This window comes from Actinopolymorpha sp. B17G11 (genome assembly GCF_040196095.1).
Classification (GTDB): Bacteria; Actinomycetota; Actinomycetes; order Propionibacteriales; family Actinopolymorphaceae; genus Thermasporomyces.
Window position 1 is genome coordinate 43,874 of record NZ_JBEFTW010000036.1, and the last position, 14,602, is coordinate 58,475.

Below are 14,602 nucleotides of genomic sequence, written 5' to 3' on the forward strand. Positions count from 1 at the left end.
GGCAGGATAGGGGCGCCGTCCGACGTCCGACGGATGCGGGAGGGCGCTGACGGCCCGGCATGTCCGCTTGCACATCCGCTGCACATCCGCCTGACGGCGCGACCGAGAGGGAAGGGCATATGAGCGCAGAAGGGGGCACCAAGGCCATCGTCGCGGCCTTGCTGGCCAACCTCGGGATCGCGGTGACGAAGTTCCTGGCGTTCCTGCTCACGCGGTCGTCCTCGATGCTGGCGGAGTCGATCCACTCCGTCGCCGACGCGTCCAACCAGGTGCTGCTGCTCGTCGGCAAGAAGCGCTCCGAGCGGGACGCGACGCCGCTGCACCCGTTCGGCTACGGCCGCGAACGCTACATCTATGCGTTCATCGTCGCGATCGTGCTCTTCAGTGTGGGTGGGCTGTTCGCGTTGTACGAAGGCTGGCACAAGATCCAGGAGCCGCACGCCTTCGAGAGATGGCAGTGGGTACCCGTCACCGTCCTCGTGGTGGCCATCGTCCTGGAGTCCTTCTCGTTCCGTACGGCCATCGTGGAGGCCAACAAGGTCCGCAACGGTGCGTCCTGGGTCGCGTTCGTCCGGAGGGCGCGGAGCCCGGAGCTTCCGGTCATCCTGCTCGAGGACCTCGCGGCACTTCTCGGCCTTGTCCTCGCGCTGATCGGCGTGAGCCTCACCCTGATCACCCACAACGGCGTGTGGGACGGGATCGGCTCGGTCGCGATCGGTCTGCTGCTGGTGTGCGTCGCCGTCGTCCTCGCCGCCGAGATGAAGAGCCTGCTGATCGGGGAGTCCGCGACGAGCGAGCAGGAGCAGGCGATCGAACGCGCCATCGCGGCCGAACCGCTCGTCGACCGCATCATCCACATGAAGACCCTGCACCTCGGCCCCGAGCAGCTGCTGGTGGCGGCGAAGATCGCGGTTGCCGCGAGCGACTCGGCCCATCAGGTCGCGGCCGCCATCGATGCCGTGGAGGAACGCATCCGGGCCGAGGTCCCGATCAGCACGGTGATCTATCTCGAACCCGACCTCGACCGAGCCGCGTCGACGGCCGATGGCCGGTGACGCGACGCCGGCACCGGTCGAAGGAGAGCCGGCGAATCTGACGGCGCGGCGGCGGCTCGGCGTCTTCTCTCTGGTAGCCGGCGGCGTTCTCGGCCTCGACATCGTGACGAAGGTCCTTGCCGTCTTGCACCTCGAGGGCCGGGAACCGGTTCGCGTCCTGGGTGGGCTCGCCTACCTCCAGGTGATCCGTAACCCCGGTGCGGCGTTCTCCATGGCGTCGGGCCTGACGGTCGTGTTCGCGCTCTTCGCCGTCGCTGTCGTCGTGGCCCTCGGGTGGATCGCACCGAAGGTGCGGTCGGCGCTCTGGGCGGTCGCGCTCGGGCTGGCCCTCGCCGGCGCGTCGGGCAACCTCGTCGACCGGCTCTTCCGTGCGCCCGGACCGCTGCGTGGACACGTGGTCGACTTCGTCTCGCTGCTGCGGCCCGACGCCGGGTTCTTCCCGATCTTCAACGTCGCCGACGCGGCGATCAGCTGTGGCGCCGCACTCGTCGTGCTGTTGACCCTCCTCGGCCGGTCCTACGACGGGACGGTGGTGCGGAGCGGGTGGAGGCGGTCCGATCCCACCGCTATCGACCCCTGATCCGCCGCGGCGGGGGGAGTACGCCGCTTCTGCCGAGCCAGCGCAGCGCGCGTTCGCGGTCGATGTCGACGGCACGTTCCGCGGGCGTGGGGACCCGGCCGAGACGTTCACCGAGCTCGCGGACGGCGGCACCGGTCGCGGGCTCGGCCATCGCCCGCAGCGCGAACGCGAGCGCGACCGGGCTGATGTCGTAGGCCTCCTCGAGCTGGACGGCGAACCTGATCGTGGCGAGGTCCTCCTCGGCGTACTTCCGGTGCCGGACGGTCGGGCTGCCGTCACGTCGGGTGTTTCGTTCAGGCGTACGACCGGGAGGGACGAGGCCCAGCTGTTCGCGGTAGCGGAGCATCCGGGGGGACATGCCGAGCGCCTTGGCCGCATCCGTGATTCGCATGAGCGTAATTCTGACATCATTGCGTCAAGAAGTCGTGTCTTCGCTGTCGCACGGGCAGTGTCGGCCATAGAGTCGCTGACGGACCTGGCCGCGGCACAACACCACCGAAGCGGCCACACACCCGGCATGAAGGACACAGATTCATATGGAGGGCAAAAAGCGCATGACGTTCGATTTCAAGGTGAAGGACCTCGGCCTCGCCGAGTTCGGCCGCAACGAGATCCGGCTGGCTGAGCACGAGATGCCGGGCCTGATGGCGCTCCGCGCCGAGTTCGGCCCGAGTCAGCCGCTCGCGGGCGCGAAGATCATGGGCTCGTTGCACATGACGGTCCAGACCGCGGTTCTCATCGAGACGCTCGTCGCGCTTGGTGCCGAGGTGCGCTGGGTGAGCTGCAACATCTTCTCCACCCAGGACCACGCCGCGGCGGCGGTCGTCGTCGGGCCGAACGGCACCGTCGACGCACCGGCCGGAGTACCGGTCTTCGCCTGGAAGGGCGAGACGCTCGAGGAGTACTGGTGGTGCACCGAGCAGGCGCTCGACTGGCCGGGAGGCGAGGGTCCCAACATGATCCTCGACGACGGCGGTGACGCGACTCTCCTTGTGCACAAGGGCGCGGAGTACGAGAAGAACGGCGCGGTGCCCGACCCGTCGACCGCGGAGTCGGAGGAGTTCGCGATCGTTCTCCAGCTGCTGAAGGACTCCATCGCGAAGAGCTCCGGGAAGTGGACTGCCGTCGCGGCCCGCATCAAGGGCGTCACCGAGGAGACCACGACCGGCGTCCACCGGCTGTACGAGATGGCGAAGGCCGGAACGCTCGCGTTCCCCGCGATCAACGTCAACGACTCGGTGACGAAGAGCAAGTTCGACAACAAGTACGGCATCCGCCACTCGCTGATCGACGGCATCAACCGCGGCACCGACGTGCTCATGGGCGGCAAGGTCGCGGTCATCTGCGGGTACGGCGACGTCGGCAAGGGAGCCGCGGAGTCCCTGCGTGGACAGGGCGCCCGGGTAATCGTCACCGAGATCGACCCGATCTGCGCGCTGCAGGCGGCGATGGACGGCTACCAGGTCACCACGCTCGAGGACGTCGTCGAGACCGCCGACATCTTCATCACCACCACGGGCAACTTCAACATCATCACGGCTGAGCACATGAGCCGGATGAAGCACCAGGCGATCGTCGGCAACATCGGCCACTTCGACAACGAGATCGACATGGCCGGCCTGGCGAAGATCCCGGGCATCGAGAAGATCGAGATCAAGCCGCAGGTGCACGAGTGGAAGTTCGCTGATGGCCACTCGATCCTGGTGCTCTCCGAGGGACGACTGCTGAACCTCGGCAACGCGACCGGGCACCCGAGCTTCGTGATGTCGAACAGCTTCACCAACCAGGTGATCGCGCAGATCGAGCTGTTCACGAAGACCGACGACTACCCGATCGGTGTGTACGTTCTCCCGAAGCATCTCGACGAGAAGGTCGCGCGGCTGCACCTCGATGCGCTCGGTGTGAAGCTCACCGAGCTCACCAAGGAGCAGGCGGCCTACATCGGGGTCGACGTGGCGGGTCCCTACAAGCCGGACCACTACCGCTACTGAGCCCGTCCGGCTGGGAGATGACCCAGTAGACAGTGACCTGTTGGAGGTTGGTCGGTCGCTATGCCGACGGACCTCCAGCAGGTCCTTCTTTGGTAGCGAGCTCAGCTGGGCGGTGCGAAACCTCGCTCGGCGGGGTCGTTCGCTGGGATGCCGGTGTGGTCACCCGACCCGGGGTGCCCGGCGGACGGTCCCCTGCCCTGCGGACCCGGAGCTTGGCTGGACTCGCCGGTGAGCTGCGGCCAGAGCTCCTGGGAAGTCTGGTGCGGCTGGGTCTCGTGCGGCTGGGACTCGTGCGGCTGGGACTCGTGCGGCTGGGACTCGTGCGGCTGGGAAGTCTGGTGCGGTTGTTGGCGGGCGAAGGCGCGGTTGCGACGTTCGCCGAGGATGGCGGCAAGGTAGGCCCAGGCGGGTACGCCTGGAGGCGGCGACGGCGAGACGTACTCCGCGACCGCTGAAGCAAGCCGGGCGCCGAGTGCATCCCTGGCCGGCGGCGCGAGGTCGTAGTAGCGGCCCAGGTAGTTCCGTGCCGACAGCGCCAGCTGGTCCGGCACCCGCGACAGCTCCGCCCGGGCCGCCCAGGCTGCGAGCTCTGCCGGAACGGGCGGCAGCGGGTTCGGCGCCCGCGGGCCGCGTTCCCTGAGCACGACGGTGCCGGCCAGCATGTCGCCGACCCGCTTCCCGCGGCCGTTCAGCATCGCGGTGAGGAAGCCGACACAACCAGAAGTCACCAGGAAGTCGACGAACACCCCGCACAGGGCCCGGACGAAGGCCTGCCGGAAGTGCACAGGTCCGCCGTCGTCACGGACGACCCGCAGCCCGAGTGCGTACTTGCCCACCGTCTTGCCCCGGGTCAGGGTCTCCATCGCCGTGTTGTAGCCCACGAACGTCATGACCGAGCACGCGACGGCGAGGCCTGCGATCAGCGACTCACTGGCGTCGTCACCGACGACGAAGGCGATCGGGACCAGCAGCACCAGGAACGCGATCGTCTCCAGGAGCAGGTCAATGCCCAGTGCGATCGCGCGGGTCGCCGGCCGGGCAATGGCAAGCTCGAGGACGACCGCCTCGCCAGTTACGAGTTCGCTCACCGCGGTCCTCTCCGTCGTCTTCCTGCCTACGCCTGTCCGGTGGTCGCCCTGGGCGGGGTCGGGTCGGGCGTGTCCTGCGCGTGAACTGGGGCTCCATTAGTGTGCCAGCGTGGATCTGGACGCGTACGTCGCCGCCAACCAGCCCGCCTGGGAACGCCTCGAGACACTGGTGGCGCGCCGTGGCCGGCTGAGTGGCGCCGAGGCCGACGAGCTGGTGATGCTGTACCAGCGGGTGGCGACCCATCTGTCCGTCGTACGCTCCAGTGCGCCGGATGCCGTGCTGGTGGGTCGGCTGTCCACGTTGGTCGCCCGCGCCCGTAGCGCCGTGACAGGGGCGCACACGCCGGCGTGGCGGGAGGTGGCGCGATTCTTCCTCGTGGTGTTTCCGGCGGCCGTCTACCGCAGTGCCCCCTGGTGGGTGCCGACCGCTGTGGTGTTCTTCGCGGTGAGCTGGGGGATCGGCTGGTGGGTGGCGGGACATCCCGACGTCCAGGCCGCGCTGGCGCCGCCGGAGGCGGTCAGGCAGCTGGTCGAGCACGACTTCGCCGACTACTACAGCTCCGCACCGGCCGCTGAGTTCGCGTTCGGTGTCTGGACCAACAACGCCTGGATCGCGGCAGGTTGCCTTGCCCTCGGTGTGTTCCTAGGCGTCCCCGTGATCAACATCCTGTGGCAGAACGCCTCCAACGTGGGCATCGCCGGCGGGCTCATGTGGGCCAATGACCGGGGGGATGTCTTCTTCGGCCTGATCACTCCGCACGGTCTGCTGGAGATCACCGCGGTCCTCGTGGCGGCAGGGGCCGGGATGCGCCTCGGATGGACGGTCGTCCACCCAGGTCCGCGTACCCGCCTCGTCGCCCTCGCGGAGACCGGCCGCGCGACCGTCGGCATGGCGCTGGGGCTGGCGGTCGTCCTGCTGGTGTCCGGGGTGATCGAGGCGTTCGTCACGCCGTCCGGGCTGCCGACCTGGGCCCGGGTGGGGATCGGTGTCGCCGCTGAGCTGGCGTTCATCGCGTACGTCGTGGTGCTCGGTGGGCGCGCGGTCCGGTCCGGCGAGAGCGGCGACGTCTCCGCCGCAGACCGGGAGGATGTCCTTCCCATGGCGGCCTGAGCCTCACCGCAAGGTGCGGGTCCGGGATCAGACCGCCGTCGACGGTTCCGGAGCGGGCGCATGGCGACGCATCCGCAGGGCACCGACCATGACCGCGGCACAGAGGATCGGTAGCAGGCCGAGTGCGAGCGGCAGTGACGTGACGTGGGCGAGAGTGCCGATCGCGGGCGGTCCGACGAGGAATCCCGCCCACCCGGCGGTCGCGACGGCCGCGATCGAGTGTCCCGCGTGGCTGCCGGAGCTCGCGGCAGCGGCGCTGAAGCAGACGGGCACGACGCAGGCGATCCCGAGACCGTAGACGGCGAGCCCGGCGAGTGCGGCGACGGGATGGCCGATGAGCAGAGCGGCAGCCAGCGCGAGCGCCCCGGCGGCGGCGAGGACCGCGACGACCGGGCCGCCGCCGTACGCGGCAACCCACCGGTCACCCATCGCCCGCCCGAACAGCATCGCGAGCGCGAACGCCGCGTAGCCGAGTCCCGCCACAGCTGCGGGTGCGTCGAGCGCGTCCCGCAGGTAGACAGCCGCCCAGTCGCCGGCGGCACCCTCGCACAGCAGTGCCGCGAACATGATGGCGCCGAGCAGCAGGAGCCAACGGTTGCCCCAGGGCAGGACGATGCGGTGGTCGTCGGCCGCCCGGTCGTCGCGGATCAGTGGCCGGGCCAGCAGCGGCGCGGCAATGGCCACCGCCGCTCCGATGAGGGCGAGCTGGGTGGCCAGGCCGAGCCCGATGCTCACGCCCAGGATGCCGAGTCCGGTGCCGGCGAACGCGCCAAAGCTCCACCAGGCATGGAAGCTCGACATGACGGGCCGTCCGTACGCCTTCTCGATCGCGACCGCCTGGGCGTTCATGGAGATGTCGAGCCCGCTCTGCATCGCCCCGAGCAGGCCGAGCGCGAGGAACAGGCCGAGCCAGGAGTCCGCGAGCCCGACCAGCGGTGCGACGGCACCGTAGCCGATCATCGTCACGATCATCGATCGCCGGCTGCCCGCCCGGGCGATGAACGTTCCGATCGCCAGCATCGCGAGTACCGAGCCGATCGGCCCGCCGAGCAGGGCCAGTCCGAGGGTGCCGTCGTTGAGGCCGATCCGGTCCTTGACCAGCGGGATGTGCGGCGTCCAGGACCCGAACACCACGGCATGCAGCGCGAACACGATCGACGTTGCCGTCCGGGCCTGGACGGGCCGGCCGGGCGTCGCCGCGCCAGGGGTCCGCTGTGGGGTGTCTGGGCTCGCCTTGGGTGCGTCAGGCACTGACGATCTCCGTTCCGGCGGTACGAAAGGCGGCGACCTGTTCCGCCGGGGCCTCGGGGTCGGTCACGATGACGTCAATCTGGTCTGGTGCGCAGATCCGGCTGAACGCGGTCGCGCCCCACTTGCTGGCGTCGGCGACCACGATGACCCGCTTGGCGGCGCGGATCGCGGCCCGTTTGACCGTCGACTCGGCGAGGTCGTGGCCGGTGAGACCGTCGCGGGCGGTGATGCCGCAGCAGCCGAGTACCACGGCGTCGAAGCGGAGCAGGTCCATCGCGTGCTCGGTGAGTGGCCCGACGAACGCGAGCTCGGTCGGTCGCAGGTCGCCTCCGGGCAGGACGAGCCGGATCCCCGCCACACCGGTCAGCGCGTTGGCGGTGTGCATCGAGAGGGGTACGACGGTGAGCCGGCGGTCCCTACATGCCTTCGCCACCTCGAGCGCGGTCGTGCCGCTGTCGATGACGACGGTTTCGCCGTCGCGGAGGAGGTTCGCGGCCGCGCGGCCGATCCGGCGCTTGGGCTCGACCCCGGCCCGACTGCGTACCGGGAAGGGCGTCTCCTCGCCGGTCAGCGCGCTGACGGCGGCGCCCCGGACCCGGCGGACCAGACCGTCGCGGGCCAGGGCGTCGAGGTCACGGCGCACCGTCATCTCGGAGCAGCCGACAAGCTGCGCGATCTCGGGGACGGTGACCCGGTCGCGGGCGCGCAGTTCAGCGAGGATCACACCCTGCCGATCCGAACTCTCCATGCGTTCATACGAACATCAACTGCGTTTGATCGCAATCCCCCGGTGAAGTCTCGGCAGCATCTGGACAGCGACTGGCCTTCGTACGAACGCGAGTGTCGGCACGGACTGGTAGACATCCGCCCATGCGCTTCGGAGTGAGCATGCCTAACTTCGGCGACCCCGCAGGGCTCGTCGACCTCGCCGTCACGGCGGAGGAGTCCGGCTGGGACGGCTTCTTCGTGTGGGACCACCTGCAGTTCGACGCCGCCTCCGGTCCACCCGTGCATGATCCGTGGGTTCTTCTCGGGGCGATCGCCGCCCGCACCACGCGGGTCACGATCGGCCCGTTGGTGACGCCGGTGCCGCGACGACGCCCGTGGAAGCTGGCCAAGGAGGTCACGACGCTCGACCATCTGAGCGGTGGCCGGGCGATCCTGGGCGTCGGGCTCGGTGTCCCCGTGGCAGAGGAGTTCACGGCGTTCGGTGAGCCGTCGGACCGGAAGGTCCATGCCGCGATGCTCGACGAGGGGCTGGAGGTCATCGACCTCCTGCTGCGCGGCGAACGCGTCGACCACGACGGGGCGCACTTCCACGTGCATGCACAGCTCGTGCCGGGCACCGTCCAACGGCCGCGGCCGCCGATCTGGGTGGCGGCGATGCTGCCGCCACGCGCGGGGGTGCGGCGGGCCCGCCGATGGGACGGCATCTTCCCCATCCACGCCGAGTTGGGTGCGCTCACCCCGGAGATGGTGGCCGGGCTGGCCGCCGAGCTGGACTCACGCCCCGGCTACGACATCGTGACCGCGCTGGGGCCGGACTCCGACGTGGCCGCGCTCGAGAAGGCCGGCGCGACGTGGGCGATCGACGGTCCGTCGTCCCCGGCAGAGTCGTTCGACACGACGCGACGCCGGATCGCTGAAGGTCCACCCGGACGCTGAGGCCCGGACGGCCAATGACCTAGAGGCGCCCGGCTTTCTTCAAGGCGAGATACGTGTCCGCCAACGCGGGCGCGATCTGGTTGGGCGGCTCATCGACGACCACCAGCCCGAGGCGTTCGAGCCGAGCCGTCACCTGTCGGCGTTCGGCACGTGCCTGTTCGGCCGCTGCCGCCGCGTAGACCGCTTCGGCGTCGCCGCGGCGCTTGCACATCGCTTCGACCTGCGGATCGGACACGGCCGCGACGCTGACGAGGTGACGGCGCGTCAATGGCCCAAGCACCGGGAGCAGGCCTTCGTCGATGACAGCGGCGTCCAGTCCGGTCAGCAGGACAACGAAGGACCGCTGGGTGGCGCGGAGAGCGATGGCGGTCGCGAGTCCGCGGTGGTCGGTCTCGACGAGCTCACTGTCGACGCTCGCCATTGCCGCGCTGAACCTCGGCAGCACATCCTGCGGTCCGGCGCGCGTGACGTCGACCCGGACCCGCCGGTCGTACGCCAGCAGGTCAACCCGGTCACCCGCCTTCGTCGCCAGGGCCGCGAGCAGCAGCGCGGCGTCCATCGCATGGTCGAGCCGGGGAGCGTCGCCGACCCGCCCGGCCGACGTCCGCCCGGTGTCGAGGACGACGAGGACGTGCCGGTCGCGTTCGGGCCGCCACGTGCGCACGACGACTCCCTGCCGCCGTGCCGTGGCCCGCCAGTCGATCGAGCGGACGTCGTCGCCGACTACATAGTCACGCAGCGAGTCGAACTCCGTGCCCTGCCCGCGCACGAGCACGCTCGCCCGCCCGTCCAGCTCACGCAGCCGGGCCAGCCGCGACGGCAGGTGCTTGCGCGACTCGAACGCCGGCAGCGCGCGGACGCTCCACGGCACCGCGTGAGAGCCCTGCCGGGCCGCCAGGCCGAGCGGCCCGAAGGCGCGTACCGTGACGCGGTACGCATGACGGTCGCCTCGCCGGGTCGGCCGCAGCCGGGTGGTCACGCGGCGCCGTTCCCCGGCCGGCAGGTCAAGCGCGTGCCGCTGGGTCACCGCACCGGCCGACGGCGGCCACGCGTCCCGGAGGACACCGCGTACCCGTCGCCCGCCCGGATGGGAGACCAGGAGCGACACCGCTACTTCGTCGCCCAACCGCACCGACGTCGCACCCTCACGGACGAACGTCAACCGGCGTACGGAACCGGCCAGCGCCAGGTCGACGAGCGCCAGCGCCAGGACGGCTGCCGTGACCGAGACGATGCCGAGTCGCGAGGGTTCGACGAACGCCACCACCAGCGCGCCCGCCACGGCAAGCAGCGCGGTTCGGGCCGTGAGTGCCATCGCGGAAGCCCTACCTGGGCACGGGGACGCTGGCCAGGATGCCGTTCAGGACCGCATCGGCGGAGACACCCTCGAGCTCGGCTTCCGGCCGCAGCTCCACGCGATGCCGCAGCGCCGGAAGGGCGAGGGCCTTGACGTCGTCCGGCGTGACGTAGGTGCGTCCGGAGAGCCACGCCCAGGCACGCGCGGCTCGCATCAGCGCCGTCGCGCCACGGGGTGAAACGCCGAGGCGCAGCGACGGGGACTCGCGGCTCGCCCGGCAGATGTCGACGACGTAGCCGAGGACCTCGGGATGGATCTGGACCTGTGCCACGGCCTGGCGAGCGGCGGCAAGCTCGGCCGGGCCGGCGACGGGCCGGACTCCTGCCGCGTCGAGGTCGCGCGGGTCGAAGCCGGCCGCGTGGCGGCCGAGGACCTCGACCTCTTCGGTACGGGACGGCAGAGTCAGCGACAGCTTGAGCAGGAACCGGTCGAGCTGCGCCTCCGGCAGGGGATAGGTCCCTTCGTACTCGATCGGGTTCTGCGTCGCGGCCACCACGAACGGGTCGGGCAGGGGGTGGGCCGTGCCGTCCACCGAGACCTGCCGCTCCTCCATCGCCTCCAGCAGGGCCGCCTGCGTCTTGGGGGGCGTCCGGTTGATCTCGTCGGCGAGCAGCAGGTGAGTGAACACCGGTCCCTTGCGGAACTCGAACTCCGCCGAACGCGTGTCGTAGACCAGCGAACCGATCACGTCACCGGGCATCAGGTCGGGCGTGAACTGCACCCGTTTCGTGTCCAGTCGCAGCGCCGCCGCGAGGGCGCGCACCATGAGTGTCTTGGCGACGCCGGGTACGCCTTCGAGCAGGACGTGTCCGCGACAGAGCAACGCGATGAGCAGGCCGGTGACCGCGGAGTCCTGTCCCACGACGGCCTTGCCGACCTCGGCGCGCAGGGCGACGAGGGCGTTCCGCGCGGACTCCGCGGTGGGTGTGGAGCGGCTGGTCGCGTCTCCTTCACGGGTCACCGCTTCTTCATGGGTCACCGCTTCTTCACGGGCCACTGTTCTTTCACCGGTCACAGCCGGTTGGCTGGGCGCAGCCGCCTGGTCGGTCACGATCGGCGTACCTCCTGCTCCAGGGTGTCGAGGGCGTCGGCGAGTCGGACAAGGCTGGGATCGTCGTGGGGTTCCGGACCGCCGGGCCCGGCCAGGAGCGAAGCGACCTGGGTGGGCGGCTGACCGGTACGGGCGGCGACCGCGGCGGCCACCACGTCGGGCGCGGTTCCTGGCGACAACCCCAGCCGGGCCGCCAGTCGGTTCCGCGTCGCACCCCTCAGTGCGGCGGCGGCGACGTCCCGGGCCCGCGCACGATGGTAGAGGCGGGCGCGACCCTCCACCGCCTCGGATGCGCGGACGACGACCGGGAGTGGCTCGGCGACGACAGGGCCGAGCCTTCGGGCGTACGCCACCATCAGCAGCGCGACGCCCACCGCGACCTGCGCGACGCCGAACTGCAGCTCGGTGGGCAGCATCCGGAGTACGTCCGGTGGCGCACCCGCCTCGGGTCGGTCCGCGAGGGGTACGTCGCTGAGCGAGGGGATGTACCACACCAGCGTGCGGTGCCGGCCGAGCAGGTTGAGCGCGAGGGCGGCGTTGCCCTCCTCGCCCAGCTGGCCGTTGGTGAACGACACCGACGTCCCCACAATGTCGACCGTGCGTTCACCGCGAGGACGTACGCCGGTGAGCCGGACGATGGCACCTCTGGTGACGTCGCCGTAGCAGGTCGTGGCGCCCTCCGCCTCCGGGGCGCGGTACATCGGTCCGTCGACCCGGACGCTGCCGGCACGACGCGCCGCCGGGAGGTCGCAGCCGGGCTCACGCGTACGCGGAATGGCGGACCCGGCGGTCAGGGCCTTCGGGGCCAGCGCCGAGAGAACCTCCTCGCCGGGTTCGGCGAGGACGAAGTGGCGTGTCTCGGCGCGGGCCAGCCGCCGCAGCTGGGACGGTACAAGCAGGTCCGACTGGGTCACCAGCACGGTCGTGTCGCCGGCGGCGGACGCCAGTGCGGCGTCGAGGGTACGCACCCGTCGCACCTCGACGTCCTGGTCCGCGAGCAGGACGGCGAGTGCGCGCGCACCCGACCTGCGCGCGGACTCCGGATCGAGCGGACCACCGGTGGAGCGCCCCTGCAGGACGGCGATCAGGCCACCGACGATGACGAGGACCGCCGCGATGGCGAGTGGCCCGCGCAGTCGCCGCCAGACGTCACCGCCGGTCGGATCGATAGACCGACTCCGAGCCGGGTCAGCGGGTGCGCTCGCGGTGTGCTCGGTCGACGGGCTCGGCGTGCGGTCGCCCGTCGAGCTCGCGCTGCCGTCGCCCGCCGAGCTCGCGCTGCCGTAGACCGTCGGACTCATCCCACTCCTGCCCTGCCGGCGAGGGCGCCGCGCCCCCGGATCCGGCGGGCGAGGTCGTCGGCTTGCCGGATCGCCGCATCGTCCTCGGCCGCGGCCCTCCGGTCGCCGTAGGACACCTCGTCGAAGACCTGGGCCGCGGCACCCAGTTCACCCGCGGCCTCAGGGGCGAGCACGGAGACCTCGCGTGCGACCTCGTCGGCGGTGCGGCCGGGGCGCGGATCGAGGATCGTGCGTTCCTCGAGCTCGCGGACCAGCGCCCGGAAGCGTTCACGGCAGGCCGCGGCGTAGTCGCCCCTTCCGGCAGCGGCGTCGGCCGCCGCGCGGTGCTCGGCGGCGGAGCGTACGCGCCCGGCGAAGACGGTGTTCGCGGACACGCTCGCCGACCGCGCGACGGCGCCGATCCGCCACCGGATGATGATCACCGCGAGCACGACGAGCGCCGCCAGCGCGAGGAGTCCCCAGGAGCCGCCGGGCGACATCTCGGCGAGGTAGCCGAGGAGTTGGGCGGCGTGCTCGAACAGCCAGCCGAGAACCCGGGAGACCACGCCCGGCTCGTCGCGGTGGTAGATGCTCTTGCCGAGCTCCTCCCGGGCCGCTCGGGCCGCGTCGTCCCGCCCGATGTCGATCGGCGGATCCGGCGCGGCGAGGGACCTTTCCACGATCCCGCCCAGAACCTGCGGCATCACGCGGTCGCCCAGGGCGAGGCCGCTCCGGTCGTTGTCGCCGCCGCCTGGGCCAGCTCGATGTCGAGGCCTTCGCTCCGCATCCTCGCATCGACGTACACGAGGACGGTGACCGCGGACAGGAACGCGACCTGGAGCACCATCGAGGCGAGGTAGCCGATGCCGAACAGCAGACCGGCCACGATGATGCCGGTCGTGCTCTCTTCGCCGAACCCGACGGCGGCGCCGCTCCCCGCGAACATCAACGCCGTCTGCAGGATCGACGCGATGACGCTGACGACCAGGTTCGCGACGAACAGCACTCCGAACGTCCTGAACGTACGGCCCTTGATGAGGTTCCACGAACGAACGATCGACGCGAAGACGCCCAGCTTCTCCTGGTGGCCGTCCGGCATGCCGGGGTGGGCAGGGCGGGACTCGAGCACGAGTGCGGCCGCGGCCACCGCCAGCCGGGTGCCGACGACGACCATGGCGAAGATGCCGCCGAGCGTCACGACGATGCCCAGCAGGACGGCGAGTGCCACATGGATGAAGGTGGCGGCGACGACGATGCCGACCAGCACGCCGATCGCGATGGTCCAGCCGAAACCGAGGACGAGCGTCAGCCCGAGCAGCCGGAGCAGGTGGGTCCGAGCCGTCGTCCACGCTTCGCCGACGGTGATGGGTCGGCCCAGGACGCCGCGGGCCACGGTGGCGGTGATCATGCCGGTGAGCACCATGCTGGCGATCCACGTCGCCAGCATCAGGCCGAACATGCTGGCACCGACCTGGATCCAGACGCTGTCGCTCACGTCGAGGAGTTCGTCGTCGCCCATCGCCATCAGGTCGCCGAAGCCGAGGAAGAACGCCGCGACGCTGGCGACGCCGACCACCGCCATGATCGCGGTGGACATCCCGAGCATGATCTTCGGATAGCGCTGGACGGTGGTGAACGCTCCGTCGAGCAGCTCACCGAATCCCAACGGGCGGAGGGGTACGACGCCCGGTTTGGGTGCCTGTGGCTTTCCCCAGGGAGTGGAGCCAGAGCCCCACGGCGGCGGTGGTCCCCAGCCCGCCGGAGGGCCGGCCGGTGCGCCCCAGCCGGGCTGGGCGGGTGGACCGGCCGGTGGCGGGCCGGGAGGGAATCCGTGGGGCGCGCCGGGCGCCGGCGGTGGACCGGGCGGCGCACCCGGCGGAGGAGCCTGGGGGGAACCCTGCGGAGGACTGTTGTGCGGGCCCCATTCACTGCCACCCGCCGGCGGGCCGGGTGGAGTCCCTGCTGCTGTCATCTCGCGCACCTCACGTGTGGTGGGGAACGGATCCCATCGTGGACGAACGTGCTCAGCACACGTCCCGGACGTGCTCGATACCCGTCCCGAGCGTGGTCAGGAGACGTCCCAGACGTGCCCATAACTGCTCAGAACGTGCACTGTACGGGGCGGGTCCTCGCGGCTTGCCGGGGCTTGTCCACCGCCCGGGCGCCGGAACCA

General features: G+C 70.8%; 14 protein-coding genes. 5 read left to right on the top strand and 9 right to left on the bottom strand.

Annotated elements, in window-relative coordinates:
* The first annotated feature begins 119 nt into the window (after window positions 1-119).
* Complete coding sequence (locus ABN028_RS28330; RefSeq protein ID WP_349327041.1) at window positions 120-1,055, top strand: cation diffusion facilitator family transporter; 936 nt, start codon at window positions 120-122, stop codon at window positions 1,053-1,055.
* Window positions 1,045-1,635, top strand: coding sequence for a signal peptidase II (lspA, locus tag ABN028_RS28335; RefSeq protein ID WP_349327042.1), 591 nt, complete (start codon window positions 1,045-1,047; stop codon window positions 1,633-1,635). Before ABN028_RS28330 ends, lspA begins: the two co-directional genes overlap by 11 nt.
* Here lspA and ABN028_RS28340 read toward each other — a convergent pair.
* Window positions 1,622-2,026: a MerR family transcriptional regulator gene (locus ABN028_RS28340; protein WP_349327044.1), complete on the bottom strand. Its 405-nt coding sequence runs from the start codon at window positions 2,024-2,026 to the stop codon at window positions 1,622-1,624. The genes lspA and ABN028_RS28340 overlap by 14 nt on opposite strands.
* 163 nt (window positions 2,027-2,189) lie before the next feature.
* On the opposite strand from ABN028_RS28340, the gene ahcY reads away from it, so the two are divergent.
* Window positions 2,190-3,626 (top strand): adenosylhomocysteinase, encoded by a 1,437-nt coding sequence (ahcY, locus tag ABN028_RS28345; protein WP_349698739.1) that lies wholly within the window; start codon window positions 2,190-2,192, stop codon window positions 3,624-3,626.
* Between the two features lie 101 nt (window positions 3,627-3,727).
* On the opposite strand, the gene ABN028_RS28350 is transcribed toward ahcY, so the two are convergent.
* Complete coding sequence (locus ABN028_RS28350; protein WP_349698740.1) at window positions 3,728-4,714, bottom strand: RDD family protein; 987 nt, start codon at window positions 4,712-4,714, stop codon at window positions 3,728-3,730.
* Between the two features lie 109 nt (window positions 4,715-4,823).
* On the opposite strand from ABN028_RS28350, the gene ABN028_RS28355 reads away from it, so the two are divergent.
* Window positions 4,824-5,825 (top strand): stage II sporulation protein M, encoded by a 1,002-nt coding sequence (locus tag ABN028_RS28355; protein WP_349327049.1) that lies wholly within the window; start codon window positions 4,824-4,826, stop codon window positions 5,823-5,825.
* A 27-nt stretch (window positions 5,826-5,852) separates the two neighbouring features.
* Here the strand turns inward: ABN028_RS28355 and ABN028_RS28360 are convergent, their stop codons facing one another.
* Entirely contained in the window at window positions 5,853-7,076 is a 1,224-nt protein-coding gene (locus ABN028_RS28360) for an MFS transporter (RefSeq protein ID WP_349698741.1), read from the bottom strand.
* On the bottom strand, window positions 7,069-7,824 hold the full coding sequence (locus tag ABN028_RS28365; protein WP_349698742.1) for a DeoR/GlpR family DNA-binding transcription regulator: 756 nt from the start codon (window positions 7,822-7,824) through the stop codon (window positions 7,069-7,071). Before ABN028_RS28365 ends, ABN028_RS28360 begins: the two co-directional genes overlap by 8 nt.
* 122 nt (window positions 7,825-7,946) lie before the next feature.
* Between ABN028_RS28365 and ABN028_RS28370 the strand changes: the two genes are divergently transcribed.
* Window positions 7,947-8,741, top strand: a complete 795-nt coding sequence (locus ABN028_RS28370) for an LLM class flavin-dependent oxidoreductase (protein ID WP_349327053.1) — start codon at window positions 7,947-7,949, stop codon at window positions 8,739-8,741.
* Between the two features lie 19 nt (window positions 8,742-8,760).
* Here the strand turns inward: ABN028_RS28370 and ABN028_RS28375 are convergent, their stop codons facing one another.
* From ABN028_RS28375 to ABN028_RS28395, 5 genes are all read right to left on the bottom strand, one after another.
* Complete coding sequence (locus ABN028_RS28375; RefSeq protein ID WP_349698743.1) at window positions 8,761-10,056, bottom strand: DUF58 domain-containing protein; 1,296 nt, start codon at window positions 10,054-10,056, stop codon at window positions 8,761-8,763.
* Between the two features lie 10 nt (window positions 10,057-10,066).
* Window positions 10,067-11,059, bottom strand: coding sequence for an AAA family ATPase (locus tag ABN028_RS28380; RefSeq protein WP_349327056.1), 993 nt, complete (start codon window positions 11,057-11,059; stop codon window positions 10,067-10,069).
* 86 nt (window positions 11,060-11,145) lie between these two features.
* The gene (locus tag ABN028_RS28385; protein WP_349698744.1) at window positions 11,146-12,450 is read right to left on the bottom strand and encodes a DUF4350 domain-containing protein; all 1,305 of its coding nucleotides are present in this window, start codon (window positions 12,448-12,450) and stop codon (window positions 11,146-11,148) included.
* Window positions 12,447-13,133, bottom strand: a complete 687-nt coding sequence (locus tag ABN028_RS28390; protein WP_349698745.1) for a DUF4129 domain-containing protein — start codon at window positions 13,131-13,133, stop codon at window positions 12,447-12,449. Before ABN028_RS28390 ends, ABN028_RS28385 begins: the two co-directional genes overlap by 4 nt.
* Window positions 13,133-14,401 (bottom strand): hypothetical protein, encoded by a 1,269-nt coding sequence (locus tag ABN028_RS28395; protein ID WP_349698746.1) that lies wholly within the window; start codon window positions 14,399-14,401, stop codon window positions 13,133-13,135. Before ABN028_RS28395 ends, ABN028_RS28390 begins: the two co-directional genes overlap by 1 nt.
* Window positions 14,402-14,602: the final 201 nt, after the last annotated feature.

Excerpts from the sequence above, each read along its gene's own strand:
- ABN028_RS28330 (WP_349327041.1), top strand. The coding sequence starts at position 120 with ATGAGCGCAGAAGGGGGCACCAAGGCCATCGTCGCGGCCTTGCTGGCC.
- lspA (WP_349327042.1), top strand. The coding sequence starts at position 1,045 with ATGGCCGGTGACGCGACGCCGGCACCGGTCGAAGGAGAGCCGGCGAAT.
- ABN028_RS28340 (WP_349327044.1), bottom strand. The coding sequence starts at position 2,026 with ATGCGAATCACGGATGCGGCCAAGGCGCTCGGCATGTCCCCCCGGATG.
- ahcY (WP_349698739.1), top strand. The coding sequence starts at position 2,190 with ATGACGTTCGATTTCAAGGTGAAGGACCTCGGCCTCGCCGAGTTCGGC.
- ABN028_RS28365 (WP_349698742.1), bottom strand. The coding sequence starts at position 7,824 with ATGGAGAGTTCGGATCGGCAGGGTGTGATCCTCGCTGAACTGCGCGCC.
- ABN028_RS28370 (WP_349327053.1), top strand. The coding sequence starts at position 7,947 with ATGCGCTTCGGAGTGAGCATGCCTAACTTCGGCGACCCCGCAGGGCTC.
- ABN028_RS28375 (WP_349698743.1), bottom strand. The coding sequence starts at position 10,056 with ATGGCACTCACGGCCCGAACCGCGCTGCTTGCCGTGGCGGGCGCGCTG.
- ABN028_RS28385 (WP_349698744.1), bottom strand. The coding sequence starts at position 12,450 with ATGAGTCCGACGGTCTACGGCAGCGCGAGCTCGGCGGGCGACGGCAGC.
- ABN028_RS28390 (WP_349698745.1), bottom strand. The coding sequence starts at position 13,133 with ATGCCGCAGGTTCTGGGCGGGATCGTGGAAAGGTCCCTCGCCGCGCCG.
- ABN028_RS28395 (WP_349698746.1), bottom strand. The coding sequence starts at position 14,401 with ATGACAGCAGCAGGGACTCCACCCGGCCCGCCGGCGGGTGGCAGTGAA.